The sequence below is a fragment of the Sorangium sp. So ce887 genome, assembly GCF_051521455.1.
In the GTDB taxonomy this organism is placed as follows: domain Bacteria; phylum Myxococcota_A; class Polyangia; order Polyangiales; family Polyangiaceae; genus Sorangium.
The window spans coordinates 10,498,496-10,511,653 of the sequence record NZ_CP150354.1 but is presented as its reverse complement, the minus strand read 5'-3'; the positions used below and the strand labels follow the sequence as shown (position 1 = coordinate 10,511,653).

The 13,158-nt window shown below is 70.4% G+C and carries 9 protein-coding genes; 4 read left to right on the top strand and 5 right to left on the bottom strand.

The window, feature by feature from the left end:
- Positions 1–56: 56 nt before the first annotated feature.
- Positions 57–1,286, bottom strand: a complete 1,230-nt coding sequence (locus tag WMF36_RS39300) for an AAA family ATPase (RefSeq protein ID WP_437575958.1) — start codon at positions 1,284–1,286, stop codon at positions 57–59.
- A gap of 66 nt (positions 1,287–1,352) precedes the next feature.
- A complete protein-coding gene (locus tag WMF36_RS39295; RefSeq protein ID WP_437575957.1) occupies positions 1,353–2,279 on the bottom strand; it encodes an FKBP-type peptidyl-prolyl cis-trans isomerase in 927 nt (308 codons plus the stop codon).
- Between the two features lie 157 nt (positions 2,280–2,436).
- Between WMF36_RS39295 and ppdK the strand changes: the two genes are divergently transcribed.
- The 4 genes from ppdK (at position 2,437) to WMF36_RS39275 (ending at position 8,702) form a co-directional block, all read left to right on the top strand.
- Positions 2,437–5,202: a pyruvate, phosphate dikinase gene (gene ppdK, locus WMF36_RS39290; protein WP_437575956.1), complete on the top strand. Its 2,766-nt coding sequence runs from the start codon at positions 2,437–2,439 to the stop codon at positions 5,200–5,202.
- 197 nt (positions 5,203–5,399) lie between these two features.
- On the top strand, positions 5,400–6,935 hold the full coding sequence (locus WMF36_RS39285; protein ID WP_437575955.1) for a hypothetical protein: 1,536 nt from the start codon (positions 5,400–5,402) through the stop codon (positions 6,933–6,935).
- Between the two features lie 109 nt (positions 6,936–7,044).
- Positions 7,045–7,794, top strand: coding sequence for a PspA/IM30 family protein (locus WMF36_RS39280; protein ID WP_437575954.1), 750 nt, complete (start codon positions 7,045–7,047; stop codon positions 7,792–7,794).
- A gap of 176 nt (positions 7,795–7,970) precedes the next feature.
- The gene (locus tag WMF36_RS39275; protein ID WP_437575953.1) at positions 7,971–8,702 is read left to right on the top strand and encodes a hypothetical protein; all 732 of its coding nucleotides are present in this window, start codon (positions 7,971–7,973) and stop codon (positions 8,700–8,702) included.
- Positions 8,703–8,962: 260 nt separating this feature from the next.
- Here WMF36_RS39275 and WMF36_RS39270 read toward each other — a convergent pair whose 3' ends face one another.
- The 3 genes from WMF36_RS39270 to WMF36_RS39260 form a co-directional block, all read right to left on the bottom strand.
- Positions 8,963–9,460, bottom strand: a complete 498-nt coding sequence (locus WMF36_RS39270) for a hypothetical protein (RefSeq protein ID WP_437575952.1) — start codon at positions 9,458–9,460, stop codon at positions 8,963–8,965.
- Positions 9,461–9,633: 173 nt separating this feature from the next.
- A complete protein-coding gene (locus WMF36_RS39265) occupies positions 9,634–11,673 on the bottom strand; it encodes a membrane dipeptidase (protein ID WP_437575951.1) in 2,040 nt (679 codons plus the stop codon).
- A gap of 141 nt (positions 11,674–11,814) precedes the next feature.
- Positions 11,815–13,143, bottom strand: a complete 1,329-nt coding sequence (locus tag WMF36_RS39260; RefSeq protein WP_437575950.1) for an ATP-binding protein — start codon at positions 13,141–13,143, stop codon at positions 11,815–11,817.
- Positions 13,144–13,158 lie beyond the last annotated feature (15 nt).

Here is a 13,158-nt window from a genome sequence, read left to right as displayed (position 1 = left end):
CGAAATGGCAGCACTGCAATGCAATGGCGGCGCTGTACTGCGCTGTTCGTCGCGCGCTATCCCGCGAGCGCCTTCGAGGAGAGCAGCTCTCCCGGATCGCGCTCTGCCATGTCCTCGAAACGCGGGAGATCGGCGAGCCGGTGCGCGGTCGTGGCGCACGTCTCGGGGTCGCGGTCGAACGCGATCGCGCGGCCGAGGCCCTGCTTCGACACGCCCCTGAGCAGCGCGGGCGAGTGCGTCGTCGCCACGATCTGGCAGACGGAGGGCCGCGCCGCCCCCTCCAGGAGCTGCGCGAGCAGGCCGGCGCGATCGGGGTGCATGCCGGCGTCGGGGTCCTCCACGAGGAGGAGCGAGCCCTCCGGCGCGGTGAGCACGCCGGCGATCTTGCCGAGCACGCGCAGCGCGCCGTCCGGGAGGCTCGGCGCCGGGACGCGGGTGCCGTCCTTCTCGACGAGCACCATCATCACGTCGCCGAGGCCCGTCTCCGCAAATTCGATATCGCCGATCTCGGGCGCGAAGATCGAGCTCACCCAGCCGAGCACGTCGGCCTTGTGATCCGCCTCCTGGCAGAGCCAGCGGAGCACGGCGGAGAGGTTCTGCCCCCCGGCGCCGAGGTTCTCGATCTCGTGCGGCACGTAACCCCGCATCCGCGAAGGATCGATGTCGAGCGACAGCGTGCTCCGCATCGCGACCTGGAGCGCGTTGCAGAGCGCGATGGCGTCCGAGAGGCTCACGTCGTCGCCGCGCCCGCGGTGGTGCTCGATCTGGCCGAGCAGGCTGCGCCGCCCGGGGTTGCGATCCGTCGACGCGAGCCTCATCGAGCGGCCCTTCTTCGACGCCGCCTTCATCGCGCCGCCCGTGGAGAACCCCTCGAGGCCCCTCAGCGCCGACGCGGGCGTGTCGAAGAGCAGACCCCCCGCCGACTTCGCCTCGAGCGACTCGTGCTCGACGATCACGTCAGGCTCGACCTGACACGTGAGCTTGTGTGTGAGCTCCTCCTTCCCTATCGTCCATCGGCTCTCGATGGTGAACGATTTGGCGCCCCTGTACGTGGCCCCCTGCGTGCCGCCGCGCAGGCCCGGCCAGACCTCGCGCCTGCCGTCGACGCGGCCGCGGAAGATGTCGCACAAGGGGAGGTCCAGCCCTACGCCCTGCAAGAAGCGCAGGGCGTCGAGGAAGTTGCTCTTGCCCGAGCCGTTGGCCCCGAGCAGCAGCGTGAAGGGGGACAGCTCCACCGTTTGATCGGCGAAACTCTTGAAGTTCTTGAGTCGAATGGATGTCAGCATGCCTGGCCGCTCGCAGCTCTCCATGTAGCCAGGCAGTCGGCCGGATGTAAAGCGCCGGCCGACCGATCAACGAAAGTCGATGAGCTCGATGTCGAACACGAGCATGCCGGACGGCGCGCCGGGGCGTGTCGGCTTCTCGCCGTACGCGAGCTCGGCAGGGATCCAGAAGCGCGTCTTCTCGCCTTTCACCATCAACTGTACGCCCTCGGTCCACCCCTTGATCACGCCGCCCAGCGGGAAGGTGACCGGCTCCTCGCGGACGATGGAGCTGTCGAACATCTTCCCGTCGGTCGTCCAGCCCGTGTAGTGCACGGTGACGCGGCTCGTCGGCTTCGGGTGCTCCGTGCCCGTGCCCTTCTGCTGGACCTGGTAGGCGAGCCCGGAGGCGGTCTTCTTCGCGGTCTTCGGCGCCGCCTTCACGTCCTTCGGCACGGGCGGAGGCTGCGGCGCGGGCGAGAAATCGAGCAGCTCGACGTCGAACACAAGCATTCCGGACGGGGCGCCCGGGCGCGTGGGCCGGTCGCCATAGGCGAGGCTCCCCGGGATCCAGAGGCGGCGCTTCTCACCCTTGCTCATGAGCTGGAGCGCCTCCGTCCACCCTTTGATCACGCCGCCCACCCCGAAGCTCGCCGGCTCGCCGCGCAGGACGGAGCTGTCGAACATCTTCCCGTCCGTGGTCCACCCCGTGTAGTGGACCTTCACCTTGTCGTCGGGGCCGGGATGCGCCTTGTCCGTGCCCGGCGCCAGCACCTTGAACGCGAGGCCCGAGGCCGTCTTCTGCGCGTCCGCGGGCGGCGCGGCGACGTCCGGCGGCGCGGGCAGGCCGGCGGGCTCAGGGGGCGCCTGCTGCTCGGCGGTGGGCGTCGGCGGCGCGGCAGGTACGGCCGACGCGGACGCCGGTGCGTCGGCGATCGCCTGTGGGGCCGGCTTCTGGTCGCAGGCGGCGAGGGGGACGGCAAGCATCGCAACAAGGACGAGGGTTCCGCGCTTCATGCGCCGCTTCATAGCTCGTCTGCCGTCGAGGGCCGGTATTTTTGTGAGGTGCGCACCGATTCCGTCGGTTGCGGACTCAGCGTCGCCGCCGGCCGTCCGTGTGCCGCGTTCGAGGGATCTCGACCCGACTGCGCGGACGGTCTAGCGTGCGCCCGCCATGCGGAAATCGATATATTTCTTCGGCGGGGGGCAGGCGGACGGGGACGCACAGCAGAAGGAGCTGCTCGGTGGCAAGGGGGCGGGGCTCGCGGAGATGACCCGCCTCGGCATCCCGGTGCCGCCCGGCTTCACGGTCACCACCGAGGTCTGCAACGCGTATTACGCCGCGGGCAGGGCGCTCCCCGCCGGCGTCGAGGACGAGATCAAGGCGGCGATCGGCCGGCTGGAGTCGCTGCTCGACGCGCGGCTCGGGAGCGCCGAGGCGCCGCTGCTCGTGTCGGTCCGCTCGGGCGCGCGCGCGTCGATGCCGGGAATGATGGATACCATCCTGAACCTCGGCCTGAACGACGAGATCGCGCGGGGGCTCGCGCGGCGCACGGGCAGCGAGCGATTCGCGCTGGACGCCTACCGGCGGTTCATCCTGGCATATGCCGATATCGTGCTCGGCGTGCCCCGCGACCGCTTCGAGGAGGCGCTCGGCCGCGCGCGCAAGCAGGCCGCGGCGCGGCTCGGCGTCGACGCGACGCGCCTGAACGCCGCCGAGCTCGAGCGCAAGGTGCCCGACTCGCTGCTCGATCCGGAGTCGCTCGCGGCGCTCATCCAGCGGCAGAAGGACATCGTCCTCGGGGCGACGGGGCGGCCGTTCCCCGACGATCCGTACGCGCAGCTCTGGGGCGCGATCCGCGCCGTATTCGATAGCTGGAAGAACCACCGGGCCGAGGTGTACCGCAAGATGCACGATATCCCGGAGGCCTGGGGGACGGCGTGCAACGTCCAGGTCATGGTGTTTGGCAACCTGGGCGATGACTCCGGCACGGGCGTCGCGTTCACGCGCGATCCGTCGACCGGGGAGCGGCGCTTCTACGGCGAGTGGCTCCCCAACGCGCAGGGCGAGGACGTCGTGGCGGGGGTGCGCACACCGCACCCGCTGTCGAGGTCCGGATCGGGCGGCGCAAACGAAGAGGACGAGTGCTCGCTCGAGGCGAAGATGCCCGAGGCGTATGCCGAGCTCGTCGAGGTGCAGGCCAAGCTGGAGCAGCACTTCCGCGACATGCAGGACCTGGAGTTCACGATCCAGCAGAAGGAGCTCTTTCTGCTCCAGTGCCGCACCGGAAAGCGCACGGGCCGGGCGGCCGTGCGCATCGCGGTCGAGATGGCCAAGGAGGGCCTGATCAGCCAGCGCGAGGCGATCTTGCGGGTGGACCCGGGCTCGATCGATCAGCTGCTCCATCCGAGCATCGACGGGAGCGCGCCGAAGAAGCTGCTGGCGCGCGGCCTGCCGGCGAGCCCGGGGGCGGCGACAGGGCAGGTGGTGTTCAGCGCGGACGAGGCGGAGCGGCGCGCCGGCCAGGGCAAGGCGGTGATCCTCGTGCGGTCCGAGACGTCGCCGGAGGACATCCACGGCATGAAGGCGGCGCGCGGCATCCTGACGGCCCGCGGCGGCATGACGAGCCACGCGGCCGTCGTGGCGCGGGGGATGGGCAAGAGCTGCGTGGCCGGCTGCTCGGCCATCAGCGTGAGCCAGGGCCAGATGGCGGTGACGATCTACGACGATCACGGGCACCCGACCGACACGATCACGGTGAAGGCCGGGGACGTGATCACGCTCGACGGCGGCACCGGCACCGTCTACCTCGGGGCGGTGCCGACCGTCCCGGCGGCGCTGAGCGGTGAGTTCGAGGAGCTCATGGTCTGGGCCGACGCGGTCCGGCGCCTGCGCGTGCGGTCGAACGCCGACACACCCCACGACGCGAGGACGGCGCGCAACTTCGGCGCGGAGGGCATCGGGCTCTGCCGCACCGAACACATGTTCTTCGACGAGGAGCGCATCCAGGCGGTGCGCGAGATGATCCTCGCGGACGGCGAGGCGGGGCGGCGGCGCGCCCTCGCGAAGCTGCTCCCGTTCCAGCGCAGCGATTTCGTGGGTGTTTTCCGCGAGATGGCCGGTTTGCCCGTGACGATTCGCCTGCTCGATCCGCCCCTGCACGAGTTCTTGCCGCAGGACGAGGCGCAGCTCCAGCAGCTATCGAGGGCGATGGGCGTCCCGGTGAAGGAGCTCCAGCGCAAGAACGAGGAGCTCGCCGAGTACAACCCGATGCTCGGCCACCGCGGCTGCCGGCTGGCGATCACGTCGCCGGAGATCTACGAGATGCAGGCGCGCGCCATCCTCGAGGCGGCGTGCGAGGTCGCGGCGGCGGGCATCGAGGTCGAGCCCGAGATCATGATCCCGCTCAGCATGACCCGGCGCGAGCTCGCCATCACGCGCGCGCTCGTCGAGGGGGTCGCGGAGAAGGTGTTCGCCGAGAAGGGCCGGAGGGTCGATGTCCGGTTCGGGACGATGATCGAGCTCCCGCGCGCCGCGATCGTGGCCGGCGAGCTGGCCGAGGAGGCGGAGTTCTTCAGCTTCGGCACGAACGATCTCACGCAGACGGCGCTCGGGATCTCGCGCGACGACGCGGGCCGGTTCCTCGGGGCGTACGTCGAGGCCGGCATCTTCACGAAGGATCCGTTCCAGTCGCTGGACGTGGCCGGCGTCGGGGCGCTCGTGGAGATGGGTCGGGATCGGGGGCGCGCGGCGCGGCCCGGGCTGACGCTCGGTATCTGCGGCGAGCACGGCGGCGATCCGAGCTCGATTGCGTTCTTCGAGCGGGCCGGGCTCGATTACGTGTCCTGCTCGCCGTTCCGCGTCCCGGTCGCCCGCCTCGCGGCCGCGCAGGCGGCGCTCGCGGCCGAGTCGTCGAGGGGTCCGCGCGCGACGGACTGACCATCACCTCTCCAGGACATACGCCGGTCGGGCGGCGCGACATCCGTTCTCACGAGCGTGCTTTGCACGTTCGCGAGCGTACTTTGGTGTCGCGCCGGTTCTGCTAAGACACGCGCCTCGCTGTTCATCGCCGGTGTCCGGCTTGGCGCGCCTGCCTGCCCAAGCCGCTCCGCCGCGCGCTGGCGACTGGAGGTCTCATGCGTCATCTCGGCGTCTCCTCTGCGCTCCTCGCTGTTCTGGGGGCCGCGGCCTCGGGTGCGTTCGTCGCGGTCGGCTGCAATGCTTCGGGTTCGCGCCACGATCCCGGCGCGGGCGGCGCGGCCGCCGGAGGCGGTGGAGGAGGAGGCGACGGCGGCGCCGCCGCCGGCGACAGCGGGGGCGCTCCTCCGGAGCCCGGCTTCGGCGGGACGATCTCCTCCGGCGAGGACGCCGGGGTCGTCGATGGAGCCGTGAACCCGTGCGGGACCGAGTGCGGACCGGAGGAGCTCTGCGATCTCAACCACCTCGGCCTCGACGATGACTGCGACGGTCAGGTCGACGAGACGTGCCCCTGCGTCGCGGGGCAAGCGCACGCGTGCTTCATGGGCGATCCGTCGTACCGCGCCGTGGAAGGGTGCTTCTCGGGGACCGAGCTGTGCACCGAGGTCGGCGTGTGGGGGCCGTGCCTCGGCGGCCGCCACGCGACCGAGGCCTGCTTCAACGAGAGCCCCGCGGGCTGCCACGCCCTGCAGGCGCCGCCGTTCGCCGACGTGAACCTGAAGGAGGGGACAGGCACGTTCAGCGCGGACGCGGAGCCCGGCTCGGAGACGTGGACCGTCGTTTGCCCGGCGGGCATCGAGCCGTGTCCCGCGGTGTCTGGAGCGGACCCGGCGGATGACTACAAGCCGCTCCAGTCGGGGGAGTACAAGGTCGTTTACACGAAGCGCCTCGCGGACGGCACGACCGGCTCGTGCGAGTATGCCCTTTACGTCGGCGCGCCCGGCCTGCGGGTCGAGCTCGAGTGGGAGCACGACCTCGGCGGCGACGGGGTGGATCTCGATCTGCACCTGCACCAGCCGAGCGATACGCAGCCGTGGAGGGTCGGCGGCTCGCCGAGCGATTGCGGCTACAACAACTGCACGGTGCAGATGCTGGAGTCGGATCCGGAGATCCGCTGGTTCAGCGACACGGCGTCGCCGCCGGAGCCGGTGAGCTGGTTTCTGGACCCGGTGGAGGCCAGGAACACCTGCTATTCCGCCCCTCGCGGCGCCGGGCAGGCGTGGCGCGCCCTCGGCCGGGGGTGCCACAACCCGCGGCTCGACATCGACAACATCACGTGCGATCCCGGCGTCACGGACCCGAACAGCGACGATTTCTGCGCGCCCGAGAACATCAACGTCGATTTCCCGCCGCTCGGGCAGTGGATGCGGATCGGCGTCCACTATTACTCGAGCCACGGCCGCGACTACGCGGTTCACCCGCGGGTCAAGATCTTCTGCCACGGCGCCCTCGGGGCAGATCTCGGCCCGACGGGGTTCTACGACCCGGAGGCGCCGGTCACGTTCTCGTCGAGCGACGGGAGCGCGCGGTACTGGCTCGTCGCCGACGTGGCGTTCGTCGATGGGGGCGAGTGCGGGGAGGACACCTGCGTGGTGAGGCCGCTGTACGAGGACGAGGCGGTGAAGATCCCGCTGCTGACGACGCGGTCGTTCGTGGAGTCGAGCGTCGGTCCGGGGTACCCGCCCCCGCCCTGAGCGACGGGCCCGGCGCGGGGCGGCGGGCGCGCGCGGAGGGGGCGGCCTGCGGGCCGGCGCGGGGCGCCGGCAGCGCGGCGCGCGGGCGCTTTACAGGGAAGGCGGGGCGGTGCACGCTACCGGCATGGGCATCTTCGACCGTATGGGAAAGGTCATCTCGAGCAACGTCAACGCGCTCCTCGACAAGGCGGAAGATCCGAAAAAGTCGCTGGATCTCATCGTCGAGGAGATGAAGGACCAGGTCCGCGCGGCGCGGAAGGAGCTGGTCGACGCGGTAGCGGCCGAGAAGGTGCTGCGCAAGAAGGTCGACGAGCTCGACGCCGAGGCGGAGAAGTGGGAGAAGCGCGCCGAGCTCGCGCTGAAGGCGAACGACGAGAAGCTCGCGCGCGAGGCGCTCGTCCAGAAGAAGCGGGTCGTGGGCGAGCGCGACCGGGCCGAGGCGATGCGCGCGGAGCAGCGGTCCGCGGTCATCTCGATGAAGGCCGAGCTCGAGCGCATGGAGGCGAAGCAGGAGGAGTTCCAGGCGCGGAAGGGCACGCTCGCGGCGCAGATCCAGCAGAGCCGCGCGGGCGGCGGCGCCGAGGGGCTCGGGTCGCGGAGCGGTCAGAGCGCCTTCTCCGAGTTCCGGCGCATGGAGGAGCAGGTCGAGGGGCAGGTGGCGCAGGTCGCGGCGTCGCGCGAGGTGGAGGAGGCGATCTCCGGCGGCGGGCTGTCGGCGGCCGAGCTGGAGGCGAAGTTCGCCCAGCTCGAGCACGGCCGCGGCAGCGCGGGCAGCGCCGGCAGCGCGGACAGGCCCGGCGGCGCGGCGGTCGATGATGAGCTCGCCGCGCTGAAGAAGAAGATCCGGATCGGGTCCTGAGGGGCTGAGGGGGAGAGCGGCCGCACCACGGACCGGCGGGGGCTGCCTGCTCACGCCGAGGCGCGCGGGCGCGGGCGGCAGCGCCGAGGGGCGCGTCGGGGCCGTCCGGGTCGATTCGTTCTGCGTGCATGGGGCTCATGTTACGCTCCTACGCATCACAGAGAGCTGAGGTGCGAATGAAGTGGACATCCATTGTCTTTGCTGGATGCTTGCTGGTTGCCTGCGGGGACGAGCCTCCCGGCACGGGCAGCGGCGGCGCGGGCGGCAATGCCGAGGGCGGCGGCGGCGCGGGCGTGGGCGGCAGCCATGCCGAGGGCGGCGGCGGCGCGGGCGGCAATGCCGAAGGCGGCGGCGGCAATGCCGAAGGCGGCGGCGGCGCGGGCGTGGGCGGCAGCCATGCCGAGGGCGGCGGCGGCGCGGGCGTGGGCGGCGGCCATGCCGAGGGCGGCGGCGGCGCGGGCGTGGGCGGCGGCCATGCCGAGGGCGGCGGCGGCGCGGGCGTGGGCGGCGGCCATGCCGAGGGCGGCGGCGGCGCGGGCGGCGGCGGCCTCGGCTCGGTGGAGCTCGCGATTGCAGCGGACGAATACGCCACGGCGGGCTGCGCGACGTTCGCCGCCGGGGCCTGGGGCGTGGGGGAAACCGACTTCAGCGACGGCGAGCCCACGAACGGCGAGTGCGCCCTGGTGCCCGTGATGGCGGACGGGGAGCCCTCCTGGATCGCGTCGCGCGAGTTCGAGGGCGACATCGATTTCGAGAGGCTGGAGCACAGCTTCTCGACCGCCGCGGCGTCGATCTACGAGACGAGCTACTCGCTCGTCCTCCTCAACTTCACCTTCGAGGAGATCTTCTCCGGCAGCCTCACCGTGACGTACCTGACGGGCGATACCGTCACCCTCTCCATCGAGTAGAGCTCGTCCTGGGGAATGTCCTCATTTTGTGCCCGTTTACAGCGGGAAATTGAACAGGGAGGCGGGGAGGCGGGGAGTTTTTCTGAGATTTTACTCCCCGTCTCCCCGCCTCCCTGTGAATTCTCCGAAAATTCGAGGGGATTCCTCAGGAGCTCGTCCTTTGAGGAGCGGGAGGCGGGAGCGGGAGACGGGAGCGGCGAGCGACGAGGTGTCCCCGTGCTCACCGCGACCGTCGAGAGCCGCGAGAGCTACGAACGATGCTACTCGTACGCCCACAGGACGAGGAACTTGGTCGTGTTGCTCCCCGGATTGAACGCGTCACCCTCGTGGATGCTCGCCGTGAACTTGATCGCTCGGTTGTTGTCGATCAGGGACGCACTGTGCCCGATAGAGCCATTGTGGCCATCGATCTGGACGGAGACCGTGCCGGGGATGATTTTTCTCCCATCTCCAAGCCGCTTGTAGCAGCCCCGCGTACCGGGCCAGCCGCTGGTGCAGGTCACCGGCACGACAGCGATGCTGAACTCCTGCTCCGCCTCTCCCACGGGCTCATAGCCCTCCTGTGCGATCTCTCCCAGGGCCTCATCGCCCTCCTGCGCGATGCAGCCAGTGAGCGCCATGGAAGCGGAGAGGGCGAAGGCTCCGCTCGCTCTCATGAGAAACTGCATGCCTCGCCCCTTCCCGCTCGACCGGGCTACGGTGAGACCGTCCTGGCCTTCGAGGAGCATGCCGTTTTCGCTCTTGATGTCGTGTGTCATGTGCTGTCTCCGTTCATGTTTACTGCGTTTTGTGAGTCGCGAAGGCGATGACGAGGGCGATGTGGCTCGAGACGGGTCGTCGCGAGCTCATGGCCTCTGTCCCCTCGAGTTCTGACGAGACGTCCCGCGGCGAGCGGGGGGGGCGCGCCTGTCGCGCGCCGGGCGTGTACGGATCAGGGGACGGAGCGGCCGACCGTCTCGGCCTTCGCCCACATCTGCGCGACGCCCTCGGCTCCGTTGTAGAGCCCGTTGATGAGCTGCTGCCCACCCGGAAGCGCCTCGACGTGCTTGAGGAAATCCGGGAAGAGCCCGATGTGGGCGACCCCCTCCTCGTTGTAATCCCACGAGCGGCTCCCCATCCGGGCCCTGGGGAAGCTGTCGTAGTCGACGCACGCGTCCGCGGCCGGATCGGCACATCGATAGACGATCTCCATGGCCTGCGTACAGAACGTGCGCGTCGCGGCCTGGACACCGGCTCGGCTGTATTCGGCGGGCGTCGGAGCCTTGTAAGAGCAGGACGGCCTGCCTTCGCAAGCCTCTGCGACGAGGCCCGTGAGGTTGCCGCTGGTCTGGATGTCGAGGCAGCCGATCCGCGCGGAGCGCACGTCGATCTCGCCGCCTGTGCACCGGAGCTGGGCGGGCGGGTGCCCCCAGGCGTCGCCAGGCACCATCACCACCTGGTTCCGGGGCGCCCGGCACTCGGGAGAGCGCGGCATGACGACCATCCCGTTGATGTCCGAGCCGAGGGTGATCTGGAGCGGCTTGCCACCCGACGTGATCGCCGCCACGGCGGCGGCGTCCCGCAGGAAGCTCCGTGCGCTGGAGCCGCCGAAGCCGACGCCCGCGAGCCCGCCGCGCGCGGCGATCTCCATGTACTGGGCGTCCGTGCGGCCGTTCTCGTTGCCGCTCGATCCGCGGAGCCCGTTGTGACCCGAGACGAGCGGATACGCGCCGCCGGGCGTCGAGCGGGTGAACGCCAGCACGTCGCCCACCATCCTCTGGGACATGTGATCGATGTCGATGATCATCCCGAGCTTCATCATCTCGTTGATGGCGACGCGGCCCAGGGGCAAGAGCCCCAGCCGGTTCTTGTGACCTTCACCCGACCGGCAGCCCGGAAGCGGGATGTGGCCGCCGGCGTCGCCCAGCTTCATCAACTTGAAGAGATCGTTCCCGGACTGGATCTGCTTCGTGATGCCCTCTCCGCGCGAGCACTCGAGGTCCCACCACTTCCCCGTCTGGAAGCGGTTGGCGCGCGCCACCTCGTCCTCGTAGGCGGCGGCGCCGCCGAAGAGGCTGTCCGTGAGGTGGACCGGGAACACGTAGCGCACGCCGAGGCCATGCAGGCGCCTGATCTCGGCGCGGATCTGGGCCTCCGTGGGCGCGGCTCTGTTCCACACGAAGTTGCCGATGTCGTCCAGCTCGACACCGACGATCACCGCGAGCTTGTTCTGCTCGACGATGCGCCGGAGCTCGCGGGCCGAATGCGCGATCTCCATCCACTGGCTGTGCTTGCCGACGAAGCGGACGAGCTCCCGGATCTGGAGATCGCCAGACTCCCTGTCATCGATGGGTGGGTTCGCTTCGATGCCGTGCGCGAGCGTGCGGCTGTTGACGGCCAGCGCGACCATCACCCGGAGCCCACCCTCCTTTGCGCGCTGGATCCAGTCGACCCACATCTGCTGGTGCAGGATGTCGTTATGCGCAGGGAAGTGCGCGAACGTCGGATAGCCCACGGGACGCTCGACGTCGAACGAGCGGATGCCGTGGGAATTCGCAAGCTCCCCGAGCACGATCTGGCGGACGTGATTCCCGCACTTGTTCGTGAAGAGATCGAGCCCTCGGTGCGTGCTGTAGCTGGTCCCCAGCGCCTCCGCGACGCTGGCGGCGCGCCGCATCGAGGCGTTGCAGGTGGCGCCTGATATGCCTTGTCCGGCGGGATCGTAGATGGTGCCCGGCGCCATGAGCACGTCGACGTCGGGGGCGCCGTGGAGCACGTGCCCCCCGAAGCCGAGGTGCGCCATCGGGTGGGTGTGGAGATCGGCGAACCCGCGCAGCGGCCGGCCGGAGGCGTTCAGCGCGGGATCGAAGATCGGCGAACGTCGCGCCTGCGCGCTCGCCGGGCCGGAGGCCGCGAGCGTCAGCGCGACCGCGACGAGCGCGATCCAGGTCTTGTCCAGCGCAGGAGCTGTCATCGAGGTGGTTCTCTTCATGGCGAATGATCCTTCAGCGGTTCGCGAGTGTCGGAGCTCGTGCGAGTGCCCACTTCGGTGCTGAGGTGGTACCGCATGGCCAGAGACACCATCAGGGCAAATCTTCTTGCCCCCCGCTCCGCTCGCCGCCGCGATCCGCCGTTACACGGGCGCTTCGAGCAGCTCGAGGGTGACCTTCGCGCCGCCTTCCGGGAGGTTGCCGCGCAGGACGAGCCCACCGCTCGATTCCACCATGCCGGTCACGAAGCCGAGCCCCTGTCCGGAGCCACCGGGCTTCGGGCTCGGCGTGTCCAGGAAGCCCGGGCCGTCGTCCTTCACCTCGATGGCGACCCGTCCGCCGCCCAGCGGGCGCGCGTCGAGCGTCACCCGCGAGGCCCCGCGCTCGCCGGTCCCCTCGCACGCGTTGACAAGGAGGTTCAGGAGCACCCGCTCCAGCACGTCGTGCCCCCCCGCGAACAGGACCGCGGTGCGCTCCGCGCCATCCGTGACATCGACCCTCACCGCCTGGTAACGCCACCGGACGACCCGGAGGGCGCCGCGCGCCGCCTCGCCGACCTCGGCGGGGGTCGTCGCGCGCAGCGCGTCGAGCTCGCGCACCGTCCGCTCGCGGATGTGCCCCATGGCCGAGGCGACCTCCTCGATGCTCTCGCGCAGCTGCGCGAGCTTCCGCAGCATGCGCGCGGCGCTCGCGGACTCGACCCGGAAGAGCTCGCGCTGCAGGAGCTCCGTGTCGATGAGGGCGGCAGAGAGCGAGGTCTTCACGTCGTGGTGTTCGTGCAGCACGACGCTCAGGTTCCGCTGCGCGCGCTCCGCGCGCAGCGTGGAGCTCGCCCCGAGCTCGACGACGCGGAGCGTGCGCAGCGTGACGAGGAAAGCCGCGCAGGCGGCCGTCAGGAGCAGCATCAAGAACAGCGAGGCCATTGCCCAGAAATTGTCGCGGCCGCCGTTCAGCACGCGGTCGACCACGAGGAGCACGACCGCGGAGAGCACATTCGCTGCCGCCGCGAGGAGGACCGCCCGGCGGACGAGCCGGAACGCGCTCGAGGACACCGTGATGAGGAGCGCGGTCATGTCGGGGATCTGCAATATTCCCGGGTAACCCTCCCACGGCCAGATCACGTTCGGCAGGAGCGCCACGAAGCACAGGAGCGCGTCGACGCCGACCGAGACGAGGAGCAGGCGGGGGGAGGCATCGACTCGCCGGCTCCTCCGCCACAGGTACATGGAGGCGGCGACCGCGCCGAGGAGCAGCGGAACCTCGATGAGGGCGCGATGGTAGAAGCCTGGCAACGTCAGGCCGCCGACGGCGATGAACCGCGCGAGGAGGGCCGCGCAGAAGACACTCCGTGCGATCGAGGCGGTGCGCTCGCCCCGCAGCGCCTCGCGCGTGATGAGGGCGTCGAGCTGATCGCCGGTCAGCAGCGCCGGGAGGCTGGCCTGCTCCGCCGCTTTCAGACTAGGCGCCCCCATCGAGTGGAGCCATGC

Coding starts and splice junctions, on each gene's coding strand:
- WMF36_RS39265 (WP_437575951.1), bottom strand. CDS start 11,673: ATGAAGAGAACCACCTCGATGACAGCTCCTGCGCTGGACAAGACCTGG.
- ppdK (WP_437575956.1), top strand. CDS start 2,437: ATGCGGAAATCGATATATTTCTTCGGCGGGGGGCAGGCGGACGGGGAC.
- WMF36_RS39300 (WP_437575958.1), bottom strand. CDS start 1,286: ATGCTGACATCCATTCGACTCAAGAACTTCAAGAGTTTCGCCGATCAA.
- WMF36_RS39260 (WP_437575950.1), bottom strand. CDS start 13,143: ATGGGGGCGCCTAGTCTGAAAGCGGCGGAGCAGGCCAGCCTCCCGGCG.
- WMF36_RS39295 (WP_437575957.1), bottom strand. CDS start 2,279: ATGAAGCGCGGAACCCTCGTCCTTGTTGCGATGCTTGCCGTCCCCCTC.
- WMF36_RS39275 (WP_437575953.1), top strand. CDS start 7,971: ATGAAGTGGACATCCATTGTCTTTGCTGGATGCTTGCTGGTTGCCTGC.
- WMF36_RS39270 (WP_437575952.1), bottom strand. CDS start 9,460: ATGACACACGACATCAAGAGCGAAAACGGCATGCTCCTCGAAGGCCAG.
- WMF36_RS39285 (WP_437575955.1), top strand. CDS start 5,400: ATGCGTCATCTCGGCGTCTCCTCTGCGCTCCTCGCTGTTCTGGGGGCC.